General features: G+C 71.2%; 13 protein-coding genes and 2 pseudogenes. 6 read left to right on the forward strand and 9 right to left on the reverse strand.

Going from position 1 to position 21,311, the window contains the following annotated elements; translation table 11 throughout:
* Positions 1-27: 27 nt before the first annotated feature.
* The gene (locus tag ACFZDA_RS13750; RefSeq protein WP_391079616.1) at positions 28-855 is read left to right on the forward strand and encodes a phosphatase PAP2 family protein; all 828 of its coding nucleotides are present in this window, start codon (positions 28-30) and stop codon (positions 853-855) included.
* Entirely contained in the window at positions 852-1,799 is a 948-nt protein-coding gene (locus tag ACFZDA_RS13755; RefSeq protein ID WP_391079619.1) for a hypothetical protein, read from the forward strand. The genes ACFZDA_RS13750 and ACFZDA_RS13755 overlap by 4 nt, the downstream gene beginning before the upstream one ends.
* Here the strand turns inward: ACFZDA_RS13755 and ACFZDA_RS13760 are convergent.
* Entirely contained in the window at positions 1,789-3,840 is a 2,052-nt protein-coding gene (locus ACFZDA_RS13760) for a phosphocholine-specific phospholipase C (protein WP_391079622.1), read from the reverse strand. The two genes, ACFZDA_RS13755 and ACFZDA_RS13760, sit on opposite strands and share 11 nt — an antisense overlap.
* A gap of 163 nt (positions 3,841-4,003) precedes the next feature.
* Here ACFZDA_RS13760 and ACFZDA_RS13765 point away from each other — a divergent pair, with 163 nt between their 5' ends.
* A complete protein-coding gene (locus tag ACFZDA_RS13765; protein WP_391079625.1) occupies positions 4,004-5,293 on the forward strand; it encodes an MFS transporter in 1,290 nt (429 codons plus the stop codon).
* A 24-nt stretch (positions 5,294-5,317) separates the two neighbouring features.
* On the opposite strand, the gene ACFZDA_RS13770 is transcribed toward ACFZDA_RS13765, so the two are convergent.
* The 7 genes and pseudogenes from ACFZDA_RS13770 to ACFZDA_RS13800 form a co-directional block, all read right to left on the reverse strand.
* Complete coding sequence (locus tag ACFZDA_RS13770) at positions 5,318-6,370, reverse strand: hypothetical protein (protein WP_391079628.1); 1,053 nt, start codon at positions 6,368-6,370, stop codon at positions 5,318-5,320.
* Between the two features lie 149 nt (positions 6,371-6,519).
* Positions 6,520-6,948, reverse strand: coding sequence for a peptidoglycan-binding protein (locus ACFZDA_RS13775; protein WP_391079630.1), 429 nt, complete (start codon positions 6,946-6,948; stop codon positions 6,520-6,522).
* Positions 6,949-7,043: 95 nt separating this feature from the next.
* Entirely contained in the window at positions 7,044-8,282 is a 1,239-nt protein-coding gene (locus ACFZDA_RS13780) for a SpoIIE family protein phosphatase (protein ID WP_391079634.1), read from the reverse strand.
* A gap of 577 nt (positions 8,283-8,859) precedes the next feature.
* Positions 8,860-10,659: pseudogene (locus tag ACFZDA_RS13785) on the reverse strand (RICIN domain-containing protein); the annotation flags it as partial.
* A gap of 41 nt (positions 10,660-10,700) precedes the next feature.
* Complete coding sequence (locus ACFZDA_RS13790; RefSeq protein WP_391079637.1) at positions 10,701-11,624, reverse strand: ABC transporter permease subunit; 924 nt, start codon at positions 11,622-11,624, stop codon at positions 10,701-10,703.
* Positions 11,621-12,484, reverse strand: a complete 864-nt coding sequence (locus ACFZDA_RS13795; protein WP_391079640.1) for an ABC transporter permease subunit — start codon at positions 12,482-12,484, stop codon at positions 11,621-11,623. The genes ACFZDA_RS13790 and ACFZDA_RS13795 overlap by 4 nt, the downstream gene beginning before the upstream one ends.
* Before the next feature lie 2 nt (positions 12,485-12,486).
* On the reverse strand, positions 12,487-13,872 hold the full coding sequence (locus tag ACFZDA_RS13800) for an extracellular solute-binding protein (protein ID WP_391079643.1): 1,386 nt from the start codon (positions 13,870-13,872) through the stop codon (positions 12,487-12,489).
* A 696-nt stretch (positions 13,873-14,568) separates the two neighbouring features.
* On the opposite strand from ACFZDA_RS13800, the gene ACFZDA_RS13805 reads away from it, so the two are divergent.
* The 3 genes and pseudogenes from ACFZDA_RS13805 (at position 14,569) to ACFZDA_RS13815 (ending at position 18,330) form a co-directional block, all read left to right on the forward strand.
* Positions 14,569-15,612: a substrate-binding domain-containing protein gene (locus ACFZDA_RS13805; RefSeq protein WP_391079646.1), complete on the forward strand. Its 1,044-nt coding sequence runs from the start codon at positions 14,569-14,571 to the stop codon at positions 15,610-15,612.
* Positions 15,613-15,848: 236 nt separating this feature from the next.
* On the forward strand, positions 15,849-16,850 hold the full coding sequence (locus ACFZDA_RS13810; RefSeq protein ID WP_391080152.1) for a family 43 glycosylhydrolase: 1,002 nt from the start codon (positions 15,849-15,851) through the stop codon (positions 16,848-16,850).
* A 1-nt stretch (position 16,851) separates the two neighbouring features.
* A pseudogene (locus tag ACFZDA_RS13815) lies at positions 16,852-18,330 on the forward strand (sugar-binding domain-containing protein).
* Here the strand turns inward: ACFZDA_RS13815 and ACFZDA_RS13820 are convergent.
* On the reverse strand, positions 18,314-21,268 hold the full coding sequence (locus tag ACFZDA_RS13820; protein WP_391080155.1) for a glycoside hydrolase family 2 TIM barrel-domain containing protein: 2,955 nt from the start codon (positions 21,266-21,268) through the stop codon (positions 18,314-18,316). The pseudogene ACFZDA_RS13815 and the gene ACFZDA_RS13820 overlap by 17 nt on opposite strands.
* Between the last annotated feature and the right edge of the window lie 43 nt (positions 21,269-21,311).

A 21,311-nucleotide genomic window follows, 5' to 3' on the forward strand; every position in this document is an offset into this window, starting at 1 on the left:
ACCACCGTCACCGAAGGGGCCGGGGGAATGAATGCCCGCACCGAGCCTGCGCCGACGGGGGCCGACGCGATAGCGCGACCGCCGCTCGTCCGGGAGCTCCTGCTCGTCGCAGGGCTCTTCCTCGTCTACAAGTTCGGCCGGCAGCTGGCCACGGGCCACACCGGCGAGGCCTTCCGCAACGCGCACCGCGTGTGGGACCTCGAACGAGCGGTCCGGCTGCCCGGCGAGGGGGCGATGCAGTCCCTGCTGCTGCACGGCGACGGCCTGGTGCACCTCGCGAACACCTACTACGCGGCCGTCCACTTCCCGGCCACCGCCGCGTTCCTGATCTGGCTCTACCTGCGCCGCCCGGCCCACTACGTGTGGACCCGCCGGGTGCTGGCCGCCGTCACCGCCGCCGCCCTGGTGCTGCACCTGCTGTTCCCGCTCGCCCCGCCGCGCATGCTGGCGGCGACCGGCCTGGTGGACACGGCGCGGGTGTACGGCCCTTCGGTGTACGGCAGTCCCGCGACGGACTCCCTGTCGAACCAGTTCGCGGCGATGCCGTCGCTGCACTTCGGCTGGGCGCTGATGGTGGCGGTCGGCCTGATCGTGGCGACCCGCTCGCGGTGGCGCTGGCTGTGGCTGCTGCATCCCCTGCTGACCCTGCTGGTGATCGTCGGCACCGCGAACCACTACTGGCTCGACGCGATCGTGGCGAGCGCCCTGCTGGGTCTGGCCCTCGCGGCCATCCACCTGCCGCACCGCACGGCGACGACGGCGGGCCGCGCGCAGGGCGGGCTCGTACCGGCCCAGGCGTCGGCACAGCCCCAGGCCCGGGCCGAGGAGCAGGTCCTGGCGGGGGCGGGCCGATGAGCGCCGTCCTCGTCGCCGTGGTCCTGTCCCTCGTCTCCGCCGTCGCCTACGCGGCCGCGGCGGTCGCCCAGGAGCGGCTCGCCTCCCGCTCACCCGGCTCGGGCACGCTGCGGATGCTCGGCAGCGCTGCCTGGTGGTGGTCGGTCGGGCTGAACGCGGCTGCCGCGCTGCTGCACGTCGTGGCGCTGAAGTACGGTCCGCTGACCGTGGTCCAGCCGCTCGGCGCGCTCACCCTGGTCGCGGCGGTGCCGATGGGGGCGCGGCTTTCGGGGCGGCGGGTGAGCGCCGTCGAGTGGCGGGGCACCGCGCTGACGCTGCTCGGCCTGGCCGCGATCCTGGTCACGGCGTCCGGGCCGGCGCCCGACGGCGTGCTGAGCGTGCCCGAGGCGCTGACGGTCGCGGGCGCGACCGCGGCCCTCATCGGGGTGCTGTCCCGGCCGGGCGCCCGCCCCGGGCTGCGGCACGCCGGCGCGTCCGGCGTGGCCTCCGGGGTCGCCTCGGCCCTCACGCAGACCGTGACGGTGGCCGCGACGGACCGGTCCGGTCCCCTGCTGAGCGTCCAGGTGGTCGGGGTGGCGCTGCTCGTGGCGGCGTTCGCGGCCGGCGGGCTGCTGCTGTCGCAGACGGCCTACCGGGGCGGTCTCGGCGGCCCGCTCGCCATGGTGACCCTGGCCAACCCGCTGGCCGCCGCGGTGATCGGCCTGGCGCTGCTGGGCGAGCGCCTCCAGGGCGGCCCGGCGGGCATACTGCTCGCGCTCGCCGGGGCCGGCCTGGCGTCGTGGGGCGTGGTGCTGCTGAGCCGGACGACGCCGGCGGCCCTCCCGGCGGACGGCGACCATCCGGTGGCCGCCGTCCTGGCTCTGGAGCCCGGTTCGGCCGCGGCGGAACCGGCGCTGGTGCCCCGGCCGCACGATCCGGGGCAGCTCACCGCGGCTACGCGGTGACGATCGCCGGGTCGCTCACGCCCGGCTGCCCGTTATCCACGTGTCCCGCGAACCGCCGCAGGAACGCCGGGTCGCCCTCGGCGGTGACGGTCAGGTCGTACCAGCGGCGGCCGGCGGCGAGGTCCACGGTCCGGCACACCCTCGCGCCCGGGCGGACGGTGACCGTCGAGCGCCGGCCGGCGTAGCCGTCGGAGAGCTTCAACCGTGCCGTGCCGGAGCCCTTGTTGGTGAAGGTCAGCTCGATGTCGTCACCGGTGTGGCGTGCGGTGACCTCGCAGCCGGGCGTGGTGTCCGATCCCTTGAAGACGCGCACGAAGCCGTTCGGGCCGTGCACGGTCAGGTCGTACGACCCCGCCGAAAGGGCCGAGTTCCAGGTGTCGGAGAGCGTCTTGCCGGCCTCGGTGGTGTACATCCAGGGGCCGTCGGTGCGGTTGCCCGAGGTGACGTGGAAGGCGGCGCCGGCCTTGGGCCCGGAGGCGAAGGCGAGGGTGAGCTTCCCGGCCGCCGCGTCGACCGAGGCGTCCACGTGCGGGGCGTACGTCAGCGGCCGGGTGCGGCGCAGGCCGCGTTCCTGCCGGGGCATGCGCGGGTCGGCGGGCGGGGTGGGCTTGTAGTCGGGGTGGCGTTCGCGGTCCTGCGGCTCGTACGCGTCCGTGCCGGGCAGCGGGACGGGGCGCGCGTCCTTGCGGGAGAAGTCGAACGCGGAGGTCAGGTCACCGCAGATCGCCCGGCGCCACGGCGAGATGTTGGTCTCGCGCACGCCGAAGCGGCGTTCCATGAACCGCAGGATCGAGGTGTGGTCGAACGTCTCGGAGCAGACGTATCCGCCCTTGCTCCACGGCGAGACGACCAGCATGGGCACTCGCGGGCCGAGGCCGTAGGGGCCGGCCGTGTTCTTGCCGTCGCCCGGGAAGAGGTCGAGGGCGACGTCGACGGTGGACTTGCCGCGGGAGGCGTCCTTCGGCGGCAGGGGCGGTACGACGTGGTCGAAGAAGCCGTCGTTCTCGTCGTAGGTGATGAACAGGGCCGTCTTCGACCAGACCTCCGGGTCGGCGGTGAGGGCGTCCAGGACCTGGGCGATGTACCAAGCGCCGTAGTTCGACGGCCAGTTGGAGTGCTCGGAGAAGGCCTCGGGGGCGGCGATCCAGGAGATCTGCGGCAGCCTGCCGGCCTTCACGTCGGCCTTCAGCTGGTCGAAGTAGCCGTCGCCGGCCTTGGCGTTCGTGCCGGTGCGGGCCTTGTCGTACCAGGGTTCGCCCGGCTTGGCGTCCCGGTACTTGTCGAAGTACAGCAGGGAGTTGTCGCCGTAGTTGCCCCGGTAGGCGTCCTCGATCCAGCCCCAGGAGCCCTTCGCGTCGAGGCCGTCGCCGATGTCCTGGTAGATCTTCCAGGAGACTCCGGCCTGCTCCAGGCGCTCGGGGTAGGTCGTCCAGCCGTAGCCGAGTTCGTCGTTGCCGAGGACCGGGCCGCCGCCGGTGCCGTCGTTGCCCGTGTACCCGGACCACATGTAGTAGCGGTTGGGGTCGGTGGAGCCGATGAACGAGCAGTGGTAGGCGTCGCAGACGGTGAAGGCGTCGGCGAGGGCGTAGTGGAAGGGGATGTCCTCGCGGGTCAGGTACGCCATGGTCGTGGTGCCCTTGGCGGGCACCCACCGGTCGTACCTGCCGCCGTCGTAGGCCTGGTGGCCGTCGGGCCAGGAGTGCGGCAGGCCCTCCAGGAACTGCATGCCGAGGTCGTCGGCGTCCGGGCGGAACGGCAAGATCTCCTTGCCGTCCTTCTCCTGGTGCCAGACCGGTTTGCCGTTGCCGAGGGCGACCGGACGCGGGTCGCCGAAGCCGCGGACGCCTCTCAGGGTGCCGAAGTAATGGTCGAAGGAACGGTTCTCCTGCATCAGGACGACGATGTGCTCGACGTCCTCGATCGAACCGGTGCGGTGGTTGGCCGGGAGCGCGGCGGCGCGCTGGATGCTGGCGGACAGCGCGCTGAAGGCCGTGGTGGCACCCGCGAGTTGGAGAAAGCGGCGCCGGTTGACTTCGGACATGAAGGACAGACCTCTCATCCTGAGGTGCGGGATGGCCGGAACGTGACGGAATCTGCGCGGAAGGAGTGTTTCAGCGTCACCGAACGTCAAGGAAGGGGCCGGTGACACTCGTGTGAAAGTCGCCGGTACGCGAGGTGTGCCGGGGCATCGCCAGGGGAGGGTCATGAACGTGACAGAGACGCAGACGGCCTCCCCGCCGACGAAACGGCCCGTTCGCCAGCTCCTCGCCGCCTCCGTGGGCAACGCGGTGGAGTGGTACGACTGGTACGCCTACACGTTTCTGGCCACCTACATCGCCGCCCAGGTCTTCCCCAAGAGCGCGGACAACTCGCTGGTGCCGCTGCTGTCCACGTTCGCGGTGTTCGCGGTGGGCTTCTTCATGCGGCCGGTCGGCGGGCTGCTGATGGGCGCGGTCGCGGACCGGCACGGGCGCCGGGCCGCGCTGACGGTCACCATCCTGCTGATGGGCGGCAGCAGCCTGCTGGTCGGGCTGACCCCGACGTACGCGGCGGTGGGTGTGCTGGCGCCGGTGGTCCTCGTCCTCGCGCGGCTGCTGCAAGGACTGTCCGTGGGCGGCGAGTTCGCGGCCTCGACGACCTTCCTGGTCGAGTCGGCGGCCCCGGGCCGGCGCGGGCTGTTCTCCAGCTTCCAGTACGTGTCGACGACCGTGGGCCAGCTCGTCGCCTCCGGCATCGCCACGCTGCTCGTGGACACGCTGAACGACGGGCAGATGAACGGCTGGGGCTGGCGGGTGCCGTTCGTCCTCGGGGCCGTCCTCAGCCTGGTCGGCTTCTGGATCCGGCAGGGTGCGCAGGAGACCCGCAGCGCCGAGCAGCAACAGGCCCCGCGCCCCGGCCTGTTCGAGGCGCTGCGCCGGCACCCGCGCGAGTCGCTCCTCATCGGCGGCATCACGGCGGGCGGCACCATCGCCTACTACACGTGGACGTCGTACCTGCCGACGTACGCCGAACTCAACGCGGGGCTGGACAAGTCGGACGCACTGCTCGCGGGCACGATCTCACTGGCCTTCTTCGCCCTGCTGCAGCCGCTCGGCGGCCTGCTGTCGGACCGCTTCGGGCGCCGCCCGCTGCTCCTCTTCTTCGGCCTGGGCTTCGCCCTGCTCACGGTGCCCCTGCTGCACGCCCTGCGCGACTCGTTCGCGGTACTGCTGCTCGTGCAGTGCGCCGGGATGGTGCTGCTGACGGGGTTCACCTCGATCAGCGCGGCCGTGAACGCGGAGATCTTCCCGCCCCGGGTCCGCGCGGCCGGTATCGGCTTCCCCTACTCGCTGACGGTGGCCCTCTTCGGCGGCACGGCTCCGTACGTGGGCACGCTGTTCAAGGAGGTGGGCCACGCCGGGCTGTTCCCCTGGTACGTCGCGGTGCTGTGCCTGCTGTCGTCTCTGGTGTACCTGCGGCTGCCCGAGACGGCTCACACACCTCTGCGCCGGTGAGCGGGCGCCCGGGATACGGGCCGGTCAGGGCCCGGCTCCTGGACGGGCCCCCTCCGCTCCCTCCTCCGCGGGCGCTCTCGCGCGCGACTCCTCCGATGTGCCCTCATGCGGTCCCGCGCCGTCCTGGAAGGCGGCCGGCGGTGCCGCCCCGGTCTCTGCCTGCACGTCGCTCTCCTTGACGGCGGCTCTCTCGGGGTCGACCACGGCTTCGGTCGTCCTGCCCACCTCCGACAGCGTCATCTGGGCGCGGTCGTCGACCAGCCGGGTCACCAGGTGCTGGGCGGCTCCGAAGGCCGCGGCCCAGCCGAGGACCTGTGCCCTGCTGTCGAGATCGCTGAGCCCGGGGACGAAGGCGCCCCGGATCAGCAGCAGCCCGAGGAAGGCGGACAGGGCGCCGGTGGGGAACTTCAGCACCGCCGACGCCAGGGGCAGCATGTAGGGGGAGTCGGTGCCGCGGATGCGGCGCAGTGAGGCGATGACGGTGAGTGCCGCGCCGGCGAGCCCGGCGATCTCGACGGTGAGGATGTCCCTCGACTCGGCCAGGCTGCCGGCGGGGGTGCCCACCGCCTCGTCGGGATGCTCCGCCGTGGGGCACACGACATCCACCCCGCCCGCGTTCCCGGGGTCGACCTTGGGGGTGAAGCACATGCTCAGCGACTCGGGATACAAGCCGCCGTAGACGGCGAGGCCCGCGACACCGAGCAGGACGAGGAGCGTCGCGGTCCACAGGATGTTGCGCAGGCTGCGCACCCGGGCCAGTTCGTCGTCCAGCGCGTTGTACGCGGCGTCGAGCGCCCGGACCATGAGGTCACGGTCGCTCGGTGAGATCTCGCCGGAGATGATGGAACGGAGCCGCCGGGTCAGGCGGACACGTCGCGGGTCGTCCGCTTCCAGATGATCCTTGACCAGGGCCATGACCTCGCTGGCACGGCCGGCGGCTTCCTCGTCGGAGACCAGTTGCAGGAGCATCACCTCCGCGCTGCGTATGTTCGACCAGACGCCCTCACGCGCGGCCGACCCGGACCAGGCACGCCGCCATCCGAAATCCTCGTCGGCAGCCGCGCCGGCCTTTTCCAAATGGGCCCGCATTCCCTCGACGAGCGTCTTGCGGTCTTCGGAGCAGGGCTTGACGCGCTCGTGCTGCAGCTGTGCTTCAAGATAGGCGATCCGGGTTTTCGCCCGTGCGCGCCAAGCGGTCCGCGGTGGCCGGCCCGGAGCATTTCCGGTCACTCGTAGACTGCGGGTACGTGCAGCCTCTCCCACGACTTCCGGCCCGGTGTGCCGTCAGCGTCCTGGCCTCTGAATCCGAGTTTCTGCTGCCAATTCGAGTACGACTTCCGGTCCGCTTCGCTCCACTGCGAGTCGGGCCCGTCGGCGTATGCCGAGCAGCCCTCCTCGATGAGGCGGTAGCCCATGGCCTCGATGACCGGGCTGGTCACGGACGACTGGAAGAAATCGGCGCCCGGGAACGGCTCGTACTCACCCTGTGTTTCCGGTGCCGCCACGCGGATTCGCTGGCCAGGCCGGATGACATCCGGATTCGCGATCTGAGGATTCCATTCCAGAATCTGGTCCAGCGTCACGTGGTACATAACCGCGATCTTGCTGAGCGTGTCGCCACGCTTCACTACGTAGAACTCCGCTGTTTTTTCCATGCGTCCATGCTAAGGGAATCATCCGCGGTGAAAAAGTCGAGAATTCCGTTTCGCTTTCACTTTTTGATACGGAAACGACTTCCGCTGAAATCGGTTCACAGGCGGACGACGACCAGAGCGATGTCGTCGTCCTGGCCACCGCCGGGGACGCCCATGCGGGCCAGCAGCCCTTCGGCGATGTCCTCCACGGGGAGCGTGCCGTACCGGGCCAGAGCGTCGATCAGCCGGTCCAGGCCGACGTCGATGTCCTCGTCCCGGCGCTCGATGAGGCCGTCGGTGTAGAGCACGAGGGTGTCGCCCCGGGAGTAGGACAGACCCGCCTGGGGGCGGGGCACATGGTCCGGCCGGGCGCCCAGCGGCGGGTCGGTGGCCTGGTCCAGCAGTTGGCAGCTGCCGTCGGGGCTGAGCAGTATCGGCGGTGGGTGGCCGGCGTTGCTGTAGATGATCAGCAGGCTGCGCGGGTCGACGAGCACCTTGGCCACGGTGGTGGCCAGCGCGCCGTCGACCGCTCTGGCGTACAGGCCCAGCACCTCCAGGGCCTGTGCGGGGCTGGGGACGGCCCGGATGGCGGCGCTCAGGGCGCTGCGCAGCATGCCCATGATCGCGGCGGCCTCCAGACCGTGGCCGACGACGTCGCCGATGGCGACGGAGAAGCGGTCGGGCGGCAGATCGACCACGTCGTACCAGTCGCCGCACACGTTGAGCGATCCGCTGGCCGGCAGGTAGCGCACGGCGATGTCCCGGTGCCGGTCCAGGTCGGGCGAGCGAAGCATGACTTCCTGGAGCGTGACGGCGATCTCCCGCTCGCGGGCATGCGCCTGGCGCAGCCGCTCGTTGAGCCGTTCAAGATCGTGGGAACGGGCGTACACCTGGGCCGCGATCCCCGTCATCTGGTTGCTCAGCGGTGGGGTGAGCTCCCGGATGAAGGGGGAATGCATCAACTCGGTGACGTCGTCCGCCCGCGCGATGATCCATTTCACGGCGCCGTCCGTCCCGAGGACGGGGCTGGACATCCCGCACCACCAGCGCTCCTCCACATCGCCCGACGTGCCGTCGACGGGAATGTCGAAGCGCCGCGGTGCCACCACGTCGGGTGCGTGGGAGTCCAGCACGCGCTGGAGCGAGGCGCCGAAGTCACGCGCCGCCTCCGGCGCGCCGGGGGTGTCCGGAAACGCCTCCAGGATGTGCCGTCCGGCCAGTTCTTCGCGGCTCCTGCCGGTGACCTGGAAATAGGCCCGGTTGGCATGGCAGACCACCAGGTCGGCGTCGAGCACCAGGTACGGATTCGGTGCGGCGTCGAACAGCTCCTCGAAATCGATCTCCGCTGACGTCACGCGTGACCTGCCGATCTCTACAGGCGCGACCGCTTCAACTCCAACCTACGAGCAGCTCGCCGGGCACGCCCGCCGGACGACGCGTCGCGCTCTGTTGTCCGGCCGGCCCTCGTCGTGGCGCTCGCTCCTCGCACTCGTAGGACAGGAGAATACGCGCGCGCCCGCACGGGTGCCCCCGGCCGGCCGCTCGGGCAGGCCGGGGTGAGCCGACGATCCGGCTCACCCCGGGCACGGATCAGCGATCGGCGGCAGCCGCCCGCACGGTGACCGTGTCCCAGATCAGCGGTGTGTCGTCGAAGACCACGGCGACCTTGATCTTCCTCCCGCCGGCGATCGTCGCGGGAAGCGTCACACTGCCCTTCTGGTGCTCGTCGAAGGAGACCGGACCGAGGCCGGTGACCGTCCCGTCGGCCGCGACCACGTAGACGCGGCCCGTCGTGTCGGCGTGCAGGGCACGGCCCGAGGGGTCCGACGCCGCCGCGTCCAGCGGCACGGTCGCCTTCACGCCGACCTCGTTCGCCGCGATCAGCCCCTTCGACCGCTTGTCCCTGGTCAGGTCCGAGGGGGCGGGCGCCTGCTGGACGAGCTGCCACTCCTGCGAGCCGTCCGTGGCCGCGTTCTGCAGGGTCAGCGCGGCACCCTGGGACGCGCCGGTCAGATAGACGTTCGTGTTCTTGGCGGCCTGGAACTTGTAGTACCCGTCGGCGGTCTTGATGAGGTTCCAGACGCCCGTCGGGCTGTTGTCGACCCACTGGCCGATCCTCTGGCCGGCCGTCGCGTTCCCGGTCCAGATGCCTGCCATACGGCCGCCCGACTTGTTCAGCAGCGTCGTGCCGCCCTTCGGCGCGGCGACCACGTGCCAGTACTGGGTGTCCTGGTCCGCCGCCGACCCGGCGTCCTCCAGGCGGACGTCGGGAACGTCGCCGTTGCCGATGTTCGCGTCGTTGGTGCTGTTCCCGGTGCCGATCACCTGGCCGGTCTTGCGGTTCACCAACTGGTAGTAGGCGCCGTCCGAGTGGCCGAGGTCGACCTCGGCGTAGGCGAGCGTCGACGTGCCCTGGTTGTTGAGGATGGAGACGCGGCCGGTGCCCTCGACGTACTGCAGGTTGCGGCTGTAACCGGCCCGCGAGGTCGTCTGGTACTCCGTCCACGCGCCGTCGCTGCGTCCGCTGTCGTTGACCCAGACGTTGCCGCTGCCGGCGGCGTTGTAGACCAGCCGCCCGTCGGGGAGCCGGATGACGACCGGGCTGCCGCCGGTGGCGAGCGGACGGGAACCGGCGTCGACCGGCAGCGAGGTGACCGGGTTGCCCGCAGAGCCGCGGTAGAACTTCAACGGGTCGTCGGCTATGACGTACCGGATGTTGGTACCGCCGCCCCAGTACTCGTACGGGAGCAGCCACTTGCCGTCCGCCGTCGGGACGACGGTCGTCATGCCGGGACGGCCGCCGCCGATCTCCGTCTTGCCGCCGCCCATGTCCTGGGTGAGTCCCGCGACGTCCACGACGGGCTCGCTCCACTGCTTGCCGCGTCCGTCCCAGGTCTTGTGCACGAGGATCTGGCCGTGCGAGTCCGGGGCGGTGTCGTTCGCGGGGTCCGGTATCGGCACACCGGTGACCGGGTCAAAGCCGAGGTAGTCGTTCTCGTCGGAGTAGTAGCAGACGAGCCGGCCCTTGTAGACCATCAGGTACGGCTCCCAGAGGGGGTCCACCTGCTTGTACGTGTTGGCGTTCGCGACGTTCCTGCCGATCGCGCCCGCGCTGCCGCCCTGCCAGCCGCCGGTCGCGATGACGTTGACGACCTTCCACGTCACGCCGTCGTCGGTGCTGGAGTACAGGGCGATCGCCATGTCACTGCGGTCTCCGTCGTTGGACGGCGTCCAGTCGGGGTCGGCCGCCTTGTGCTCCAGGTAGTACTGGTCGTCGCCCGTCACGACGCTGGCGAGGAGCAGCGTGCCCTTCTTCAGGTTCCCGACGTCCTGCGGAAGGGCGTAGAGGAAGGGGGCTCCCCAGTTGCTCGTGTACTTGGCGTACGCGGGGTCGCCGGAGAGGTACGCCGGAGCCTTGACCTCCGACAGCGGCTGCCACGACGTGCCGTAGTCGTCGCTCTTGTAGACCGGCAGCGTCTCCCCGTCGGCGCTGCCCGTCGTCGGTACGACGGTGGCCTTCTCGAACGAGGCGACCAGCCGTCCGCTCGGCAACTGCGCCGACTTCACGTAGATCGCGCAGTTGCCCCGTCCTTTGAGGCACGGTTCGTTGCCGAGCTGGTACAGGATCCCGCCCGTGGGGTTGTAGGCCTGCGCGCCTGTCATGGGGACCGCCACCATCGCTGATGCCGCGAGGAAGGTTCCCAGCGCCTTTCCCAGCCGTCTTGTCTGCATGTGCCTCTCCTTCGGGGGATGACCAGGGGGATGTTCGTGCGTCACTGCTTGACGCTTCCGGTCGCCAGACCGCTCTGCCAGTAGCGCTGGAGCAGGAGGAAGGCGACGACGAGCGGGACGATGGAGATCAGGGAGCCGGTGACGACGAGCGGGAGCATGTCGCCGCCGGCGCCGGCCCCGCCGTTCTGCGCCTGGGCGGCCCAGGAGGAGAGGCCGACCGTGATGGGGTACAGCTTCGGGTCGTTGAGCATGATCAGTGGCAGGAAGTAGTTGTTCCAGGTCGCCACGAGCGTGAAGAGCAGGACGGTCACCAGACCGGGGGCCAGCAGTCTGAGGGCGATCCGCAGGAAGATCCGCGCCTCCCCCGCCCCGTCGATGCGGGCGGCCTCCAGGAGGCTGTCCGGGACGGCGTCGGCCGCGTAGACGCGCATGAGGTACAGGCCGAAGGGGTTGACGAGGGAGGGCAGGATGATCGCCCATGGCGTGTTGACCAGGCCGGCCTTGGCGAACAGCAGATAGGTCGGGATCGCCAGCGCGGTGGCCGGGACCATGACGGCGCCGAGGACGAGGTTGAAGGCGGCCCGGTCGCCGCGGAAGCGGAACTTGGCGAAGCCGTACCCGGCGGCGGCTGCGAGCAGGGCGGCGCCGACCGCGCTGGCGACGGCGTACACGGCCGTGTTGAGCAGCCAGTGCACAAAGACACCGTCGTCCTGTGTGAAGGTCGCCCGGATGTTCGCGAGCAGCCGCGGAGTCCGGGAGAACCACAGGCCGAAGCTGGTGAACAGGTCCTGCGTGTTCTTGGTGGAGGCGACCAGCAGCCAGAACAGGGGCAGCAGGAAGTAGGCCAGGGCGGCCAGCATGGCGATGGTCAGCGGGGTGCTGCGGCGGCGGGCGGCGGTCCGGCGCCGCGTGGCCGTGGTGCGGGCCGCCGGTGCGGTCGTGGGCTTCTCCAGGGTGGTCGTCACGCGGGCCTCCTGCGGTTCGCGGTGAGCAGTACGGCGTAGGAGGCGATGACGATGACGAGGCCGAGGAGGAAGGACACCGTGGCCGCGTAGTTGACCTGCTGGCCGGTGAAGGCGAGGGAGTAGGCGTAGAGGTTGGCCGTGTAGGAGCTGCTGATGACGTCGGGGGCGATCTTCATCAGGAGGCTGGGTTCGTTGAACAGCTGGAAGCTGCCGATGACCGAGAACAGCAGCGTCAGCAGGAGCGCGGGGCGCAGCGCGGGGAGCTTGATCGACCAGGCGACCCGCCAGGCGCCCGCCCCGTCCATCGCCGCGGCCTCATAGAGGTCCTGCGGGACGGTGCGCAGGGCCGCGTACAGGATGATCATGTTGTAGCCGACGAACTCCCAGGTCACGATGTTCGTCAGGCTGCCGAGCATCCAGCCGTCGCTGAGGAACCGCGGGGCCGGCAGGTCCAGTTGCCGGGTCAGCTGGGCGAACGGGCCGAAGTCCGGGCCGTACAGATAGCCCCACATGAGAGCGGCGACCACGCTCGGGACCGCGTACGGCACGAAGATGCCCAGCCGGATCACGCGCGCCAGCCGCAGCAGGCCGCTGTCCAGGGCGAGGGCGAACAGCAGCGCCAGCAGCAGCATCAGCGGCACCTGGATCACGAAGAACAGCGCCACGCGTCCCACGCCGTGCAGGAGGAGCGGGTCCTTCAGGGCGGTGACGTAGTTGTCCAGGCCGACGAAGACCGTGCCGCCGACGAGCCGTTGCTGGAAGAGGCTGAGGTAGCCGGCGTAGCCGAGGGGGGCCAGGAACAGCAGGACGAAGAGGATCAGGAACGGGGCGACGAACCATGGCCCCGATCGGGAAGCCATGTTCACGCCCCCTTGACGGAGAAGCCCTGGTTCTTGGCGTACGCCGTGAGCCGCGACTGCCACGCGCCGAGCGCGTCGACGGTCCCGGACCCGCCGGCGAGGGACTTGCCGACGGTCTCGGTCCAGTCGGTCGCCGCCTGGTCCAGGAACGGCGGCCACTGGAAGGACGTGGAGACCGTGTCGCTGATGTCGGCGAAGACCTGGTTGACCTTCTGGCCGCCGTAGAAGGCGGGCGCGTCGTCGGTGAAAGCCGAGTCCGTGAGCAGGGCCTTGGTCGCGGGGAAGGAGAACTGCTTGGTGACGAACATCCGGGCGCTCGCCGGGTCGTTGTTGAGGAACTGGGCGAACAGGGCTGCCGCGATCGGGTTCTTGGTGGAGCGGATGGCCGCGGTGGTGGAGCCGCCCCAGTTGCCGGAGGCCGGCTTGGACGCGTCCCACTGCGGCAGCGGCGCCGCCCGCCACTTGCCGGCGGTGGGCTTGGCCGACCCGGACAGGAAGCCCGGGCCCCAGGCTGCGGTGAGCCAGGTGGCGTACTTGCCCTTGTTGAACCCGGCGTACCAGGCGTCGGTGAAGTCCGGGTCGGTGCTGATGACGCCTTCCTTCGCCAGCCCGCCCCAGTACCGGGCGAGTTTCTTCGAGACGGCGTCGTCGACGCCGATGGACAGGGTGCTCTTGCCCGAGACCGCGTACGGCTGGGCGCCCGCCTGCCACATCAGGCCGTGCCAGGCGGCGGGTTCGTTCGCCGCGAGGTTGGTCAGGTAGACGCCGGGGTCGGCCTTGTGGAGCTTGCGTGCGGCGGCCGCGAACTCGTCCCAGGTCCTGGGCACCTGGATGCCGTGCCGGTCGAAGATGTCCTTGCGGTACAGCATCCCCATGGGTCCGGTGTCCTGGGGGATCGCCCAGACCTCGCCGCCGGGGCCGCTGACCTGTCCCCACGTCCAGTCGACGAACCGGTCCTTCAGCGCCGAGGCGCCGTACGGGCTCAGGTTCAGCAGGCTGTTCGTGATCGTGAAGGTGGGGATCGCCTGGTACTCGATCTGCGCCAGGTCCGGGGCGCCGGTGCCGGCCTTGAGCGCGGTGCGCAGCTTGGTGTAGTGGGCGACGCCCTGGCCGGCGTTGACGACCTTGACCTTGATCGCGGGGTACTTCTTCTCGAAGAGCGCGACCTCCTGCTGGATGTTCGGGACCCAGGTCCAGAACGTCAACTCGGTCGGCGTCTTCATCGCCTTGTCGATGTCGGCCTGGCTCACCGGCTCGGCGGACGCGGAGGAACCGGTGTCGCCGTCGCCGCCGCACGCGGCGAGCGCGGCGCCGAGGGACACCGCCCCGGTCGCGGCGAGGAACCGCCGACGGCTCAGGGAGGACGGGGGGAAGAAGGATCTGGGCATGGTGAACTCCCGCCGGTGGGCGAAGGGGCGCAGCGCCTGGCGAGGGCGCGTCGCGAGAGTGGGAAGGAAGGGAGTGACGAGCGTGCGGGGCGCGTACGTCGCTACCGGGGCATCGGGGTCGCCATGGTCGGTCTGCGTCGCGAGGGCCGCACGCCGGCAGGCGCGTAGCGTGCCGTACAGCGGAAGTCCACGGTGGTGGAGGGGTGCTGAGGGGTGGTGAGCGCGGACGGCTCACCGCCCGGCCCTGAGCGAGCGCCGCTCGGGCCGATGAGTCTGTACGAGGAGTGCGGCCGGCGGCTCAGGGGCCGGCGGCCGCGCACGGTGGTCAGGGGCCGGCAGTGCCGCCCGGAGGCCACCGCCCGTGCCGCGCCGGGGCCACGTCCTCGGTGCGCCGCGCGGGCGGACCCGCGCTGCGCCTCACTGCTCGTGCCATGAAGTCTCCCGACGGCGTATGCCCGCATCAGGCGAGGTCGGCTGTATGACCGCGCGGTCAGTGACCGCGCGGTCATATCTACGCAGCCGGAAGGGCACGCGTCAAGAGACCGCACAGCGCCACTCCCGTCCCGCGGGACTTTTCCCCGGGGGAAGGAATCCGCGCCCGCACCCTTGACGCGCGATCGCGCACTGCGTAGACAATGACCGCGCGGTCATACAGGTGACCTCGAAAGGTTCCCGGGTCCGGCCAGAGGAGAGACCATGACACGAGTGGCAGGGCGGGGCGGAAGCCCCTCCGCGCCCCGCAGTGCCGATGTCGCCCAGCTGGCCGGCGTCTCGCGCAAGACCGTGTCGAGGGTCCTCAACAACGAGCCCTATGTCTCCGACGACGTACGGCGACGCGTTCTCGAAGCGGCCGGGGAACTCGGCTACCGGCTGAACAACGCGGCCCGGGCGCTGGCCTCCGGGCGGAACCGTTCCATCGGTGTGGTCGCCCTGGGGACGGCCGGATACGGAACCGCCTCACTGCTCGTGGCCATCGAGAAGGCCGTGCGGGACTCCGGTTACGGACTCCGCGTGGTCAACACACTGGGCGGCGAACCGGACGACATCGCCCATGCCGTGGACGCCCTCCTGGAACAGGGCGTGGACGGCATCATCGTCTCCGAGCCCGTCATCGAGGGAGAGGTGTCCGTCCGCGTCGACGTGCCGGTCCTCTTCCTCGGCGCACCGCCGGCCTTCGGCGGCCCTCGCGTGGTGACCGCGGGGGTCGGCGCGGATCTGCTGGCCCGGGCCGCCACGGACCACCTGCTCGATCTGGGACACCGGACCGTCCACCACCTCGCCGGACCGCTGCGCTGGTACGCCGCCAGGGACCGGGTCGAGGGATGGCGAGCGGCACTCGCGGCACGCGACAGGCACCAGCCGCCCCTCGTCGAAGGCGACTGGTCGGCCGACTCCGGTTACCGGGCGGGCCGCGAACTGGCCGCCGATCCCGAGGTGACGGCGGTCTTCGTCTCGGGCGACGACATGGCGGTCGGCCTGATCCACGCCCTGCGGGAAGCCGGGCGCCGGGTGCCGGAGGACGTCAGCGTCGTGGGATTCGACGGCAACCCCGTCTTCGCCCACGTCACCCCGCCCCTGACCACCGTGCGCCAGCCGTTCGACGCCGCGGCCGGAGACGGACTCAGGCTGCTCGTCCACGCCATCGAAAAGCCCGACACCGAGATTCCGCCGCCGAACGACCTACCGGTCGAACTGGTCGTCCGAGCCTCGACCGCACCCCCACCGCCGGCCCGCGACTAGGGCCTGTCATTGCCGCGGACACCGGGTCCGGCACCCCGTCCGCACCGAACCCCGCCGACGCTCCCCCGCGACCTGAGGGGCGCTCGACTCCACACCTCCCGAGAGGTTGACCTGCCATGCCTGGATCCCGACGTACCTTCATCGCCGCCTCCGGCGCGGCCGCCACCGCAGCCGTGCTCGGCGCGGCGTCTCCGTCATCGGCATCGCCGTCATCGGCGCCGGCTGCCGCCGATCTCATGCGGCTTCCCGACATGCCCCTGCACGACCCGTTCATCGTCGCCGACGACAAGACGCGGACCTACTACCTCTACACGTCCAACGTCGCCTCGGTATCGGGCGTGGACGGCACCGGCACGATGGTCTACCGCAGCCGCGACCTGCGCGAGTGGACGCGCCCCGTCGTGGTCTTCCGCGCCGCCGACCAGAAGGGGCTCTGGACGACCGACGGCGGCTGGGCGCCGGAGGTGCACGCGTGGGGCGGCAAGTACTACCTGTTCACCACGCTGCACAACCAGAACAAGCCGCTTCCGATACCCCCGCCCAACCAATGGGGCACGCCGTTCCCGATCGGTAACTACATGCGCGGCACGGTCATCGCCGTTTCCGACTCGCTGCTGGGGCCCTTCACCGTCATCGACCCCTCACGCCCCACCACTCCCGAGAAGCTCATGGCCCTCGACGGGACGCTCTACGTCGACCCGTCCGGGCAGCCCCACATGGTGTACGCACACGAGTGGCTGCAGACCATCGACGGAACCATGGAAGCGATCAAGCTGGCTCCCGACCTGTCGAAAACCGTCGGCGATCCGGCCTATCTGTTCAAGGCATCGGACGCGTTCTGGCTCAGCGAGCAGATCCCCAGCGGCGTACCGAACCAGCTCCCGCCCTATGTCACCGACGGCCCGCAGCTGTACCGCAGCCCTGACGGATCCCTGATCATGCTGTGGTCGACGTACGAGAAGAACTCGGCCAACCCGGACGGCACCGTCGGCGGCACCTATGTGCAGACCTATGCCGTCTCGAAGTCCGGTGACATCAAGGGGCCCTGGAGTCAGCGCCGGCCGCTGGTCCGCGACGACAGCGGTCACGGCATGCTGTTCCACACCTTCGACGGCAAGCTGATGATGGTCCTCCACCGCCCCTTCAACAACGCGCGGGGAAAGCTGTACGAGATGCAGCTTCTCGGCCACGAGCTTCGGGTGCTCCGCCAGCGCACCGACCTCGACGGCGGCGGGTGACCTGAGCACGATCGACTTCGACGGACTCCCCTACTACGAGGACGTCTCGCCGGGCAGCGGGGCCCTGCCGCCCCGTGGACGAGTCCTTCGCCCGCCCGGAGTTCGACGACCGCGGCTGGGACGAGCTGCCGGTCCCCGGCCACTGGGTGCTGCACGGGCACGGAGGGCCCGCGTACACCAACACCGGCATGGGCGCAGACGCGCTGCTGCGCTTCGAGGGCGTGGAGTCCCGCGCCCGGGTCTGGCTCAACGGCCGGGAACCGGGCGCCTTCCAGGGCAGCCGGCTGCCGCACGAGTTCTCCGTCGGCGCGCCGCTGCGGCCTCAGGGCAATGTGCTGGCGGTTCGGGCGCACCAGTGGTCCGCGGGCTCGTGCACGCCTCCTAGGACCACCGCGACGGCTCCGGCACCCTGCGGGTGGACAGCGAACCGGGCGGCCGCGTCACCCTGCCCGAGCCGGGTCTCGACATCGCGACGGGCGGGACCGTGACGCTGCCCGTCGAGCCGTGGTCGGCGGAGCTGCCGTGGCTGTACGAGGGCGAGCTGGTCACGGCGGGTGAGCGGATCCCGCTGCGGATCGGCGGAGGCCGGGCACGAGATCGCCTGGGCGCAGCTGCCGGCCGGCACCCCGGCAGGGGCGAGCCGCTCGCGGACCGCCCCAGCGGCGCGGTGCCGGCGGGGCCCGGCCGGCAGCGGCACCTTCGACGCCCTGAGCGGAGCGCTCACGCACCTCGGCGGCATTCCGGTCACCGGCCCGCGCCTCGATGTGTGGCGGGCGCCGACCGGCAACGACAACGGCGCGCCCTGGCAGCCGGATTCCCGCCACGGCCTGGTCTGGCGCGAGCTGGGCCTGCACCGGATGCGCCACCGCCTCGACGCGTGGAACAGGCCGACGAGGCGCCGACCGTACGGACCCGCGTCGCCCCCGCCGCCACCGACCTCGGCGGAGGGCGAGTGGAGCTGCCCGCTGCCCCGGCTGGGTGTACGGCTCGGGCTGCCGGCGGCGTACGGCCGGGCCCAGTCGTAGGGCGGCGGGCCGGGCGAGGCGTACCCCGACACCCGGGCCGCCTCCCGCACCGGGCCCTCGTCGTCCACGGTGTACGCCCTGCAGACCCCGTACGTACGGCCGCAGGAGAACGGCGCGCGGGCCGACGTCCGTTGGGCCCGGCTGGTCGACGAGCACGGCTGCGGCCTGCGGATCGACGGCGAGCCCGTCCTCTGGTTCACCGCGCGCCGCTGGACCACCGAGCTGCTCGACGCCGCCGGGCACCTGACGGACCTGCGGCCCGGGACACGGTGTGGGTCAACCTCGACCACGCCCAGCACGGCATCGACAGCCAGTCCTGCGGGCCGGATGTCCTGCCGCAGCACCTTCGCTCGAGTTCCGGCAGCCGGCGGGCCGTGCGGCGCCCGGTCGGCCCGTCGGCCCTCGGCGGGCAGCACCGTCGCCGGTGGGCTCTGTCGGTCAGGCGCCCGGTGTGATGCGCAGCCTGATGGTGCGGGCTTCGGGGCGCAGCGCGAACTCCGGCCACACGTCCGGCCCGCAGGACCGGGAGCCGAGTCCGTGCTGGACCGCGTCGATGATCAGGTGGCTCGTGGTCGACTCCGGGAGCTCGAAGGGATGTGCGGCCCGGGCGATCTGCTGGGGGGTGTGGCGGCCGAGGGTGAAGCCGGGGCGCCGCCCGCGGGTATCGGGGAGGGCCGCGAGCCGCAGTACCTCGGTGCCGCCGCTGGTCAGCGTGAGGCGGCGCAGTCGGGAGCGGTGGCCGGTCTCCTGGGGGCGGGCGTAGGCGACCGCGAGGTCCTGGACTGTGGAGGAGAAGCGGCCGGTGCGGGCCGCGCGAAGACTGTCGGGGTAGGACTCCAGCGGGCCCAGGCCGAACCAGTCCGCACCGTCGACGGGTGCCGCCCCGTCGGGCAGTTCGAAGCGCACCCCGATCCGCGGCCACACCGACCGCCAGCCGCGCGAGGGCTCGATCTCCACACGGAGTTCGAGTTCGCCGTCCTCGATCGACCAGACGGACTCCACGGTCACCGAGAGGGCGGAGTCCGCGGCGGAGACCCGCTCCACGGTGCGCAGGGCGTCCGCGGCCTGCTCGACCCCGAGGCGCCGCGTGGTCAGCCGGTCAAGGCCGTCGCGGCGCCAGGTGTCGGCGCTGGACACCCCGAGGACGCTGTTGTCGCTGCCCTCCAGCCGGTCGGCCCGGCTCTCGTCGTTGTCGGTGGGCGCGCGGAACAGCTCCAGGCGTGGGCCGGTCACGGGGCGCCCGGCGAGGCGGGTGAGCAAGCCGCCGGTGAACTCGGCGATGCCGAGCGTGAGCGTTCCCTCGCCGGGCCGCCAGTCGTGCCGGGGCCGGGCGGCGGGCACCGGACGCCGTACCGAGCGGTCGAGTTGGGCGGTGGCGATCTCATGCCCCTGCGGTGCCCAGGCGGTCGCCGCCGCCAGCACCGCCTCGACCGTCAGCCAGGTCTCGCCCTCCGGGGCCACCACGACCGGCGGCAACGGCACCCGCCCCGACTCGCCCGCCGCGAGGACCGGGCCATCCCACTCCCCCGAGTCCACGAGATGTCCGTCGTGCTCGACGCGCCAGCAAAAGCGCAGGTCGGACGTGTCGGCCGAGTGCCGCAGATTGGTGATCACGAGCTTGTCGCCGTCGAACGCGAAGCGGATCGGCTGCACGACCGCCTTGAACTCGTACAGGCTCGGCGTCGGCACGTCGTCGCTGAGCACCATCCCGTCCATCACGAAGTTGCCGTCGTGCACGACCTCCCCGAAGTCACCGCCGTAGGCGTAATACGGCGTCCCGTCCGGGGCCGTGGCCAGAATGCCGTGGTCGCGCCACTCCCAGACGAAGCCGCCGTGCAGCCGCGGGAACCGGTGGACCAGTTCCTCGTACTGGTCGAGGGCACCCGGCCCGTTGCCCATCGCGTGGGCGTACTCGCAGAGCAGGAACGGCTTGGTGCGCTGCCGGGCACCCTGTGCGGGGGTGCAGCCGAGCAGCGGCTCGCTGGAACCGTCCGTGCCGATCTGCTCGATCTCCGGGACCGTCGCGTACATGCGCGAATAGACGTCGGTGTACTCGCCGGTGTAATCACCTTCGTAGTGCACGGGACGCTCGGGGTCGCGGGCGTGGACCCAGGCCGACATGGCGGCGAGGTTGGCGCCGGTTCCGGCCTCGTTGCCGAGCGACCAGATCACGACGCTGGGATGGTTCTTGTCCCGCTCGACGGTGCGCTGGACACGGTCCAGGTAGGCCGCGCGCCAGGCCGGGTCATCGCTCGGGTTGCCGGCCCAGTCGACGTTCTCGAAGCCGTGGGTCTCCAGATCGCACTCGAGGACGACCCAGAAGCCGAGTTCGTCGGCGAGGTCGAGCAGCCGGGGATGCGGGGGGTAGTGGCTGGTGCGGATGGCGTTCACGTTGAACCGCTTCATGCGGGCCAGGTCCGCGCGGGCGTGCTCCTCGTCGAAGACCCGGCCGCGCTCGGGGTGGGCCTCGTGCCGGTTCATCCCGTGGAAGACGACACGGCGGCCGTTGACCAGGAACCGGTCGCCGCGTATCTCGACCGTGCGGAAGCCGACCCGCAGGGCGATGCTCTCCGCGGCCGAGGACACGGTGACGTCGTACAGGCGGGGCCGCTCGGCCGACCACGGCTCCACGCCCGCGATGTCGAGGGGTGCCACGTCGGCCGGGGTGGCCCAGACCCGCTCGACGCCGAGTTCGGGGATGCGCAGGGTGACGGGGAACGCGGCGGCGTCGGCGGTGACCTCCGGGTCGATACGGCCGTTTCCGTGGTCGTAGCCGGTGCGCAGCCAGACGTCCTCGACACCCCCGGCCGGGCGGGCGAGCAGGGTGACGTCCCGGAAGATGCCCGGCAGCCACCACTGGTCCTGGTCCTCCAGGTAGCTGGCGGCCGACCACTGGTGCACCCGTACGGCGACGACGTTGTCGCCCGGTCGCACCGCGGACGTCACGTCGAACTCGTGGGCCAGCCTGCTGCCACTGGCGCTGCCGATCTCGACGCCGTTCACCCAGACCCTGAACAGCGACTCCACTCCGTCGAACCGCAGCAGGACCCGCTCGGCGTCCGACCAGTCCTCGGTGAGGTCGAAGTGGCGGCGGTAGTCGCCGGTGGGGTTCTCGTCGGGGACGTGCGGCGGGTCGATCGGGAACGGGTACTGGACGTTCGTGTAGATCGGCCGGCCGTAGGCGCCGTCGCCTTCCAGCACCCAGTGCGCGGGCACCGGGATGCTGTCCCAGCCCCCGTCGTCGAAGTCCTCGGAGGCGAAGTCCTCGGCGACGGCCGCCGTGGGCGACAGACGGAACTGCCAGGGGCCGTTCAGCGACTGGGAGGAGGCGTCGGAGTGCAGCCAGGAGCGGGCCGGACGCAGGGCGCCCCGCCACGGTGCGGTGTCCGACACGTACGTGGAGAGCTGGGAGGGCAAGGGGCTCACAACCTTGTTG

This window comes from Streptomyces sp. NPDC007991 (assembly GCF_042958445.1).
GTDB lineage: Bacteria > Actinomycetota > Actinomycetes > Streptomycetales > Streptomycetaceae > Streptomyces.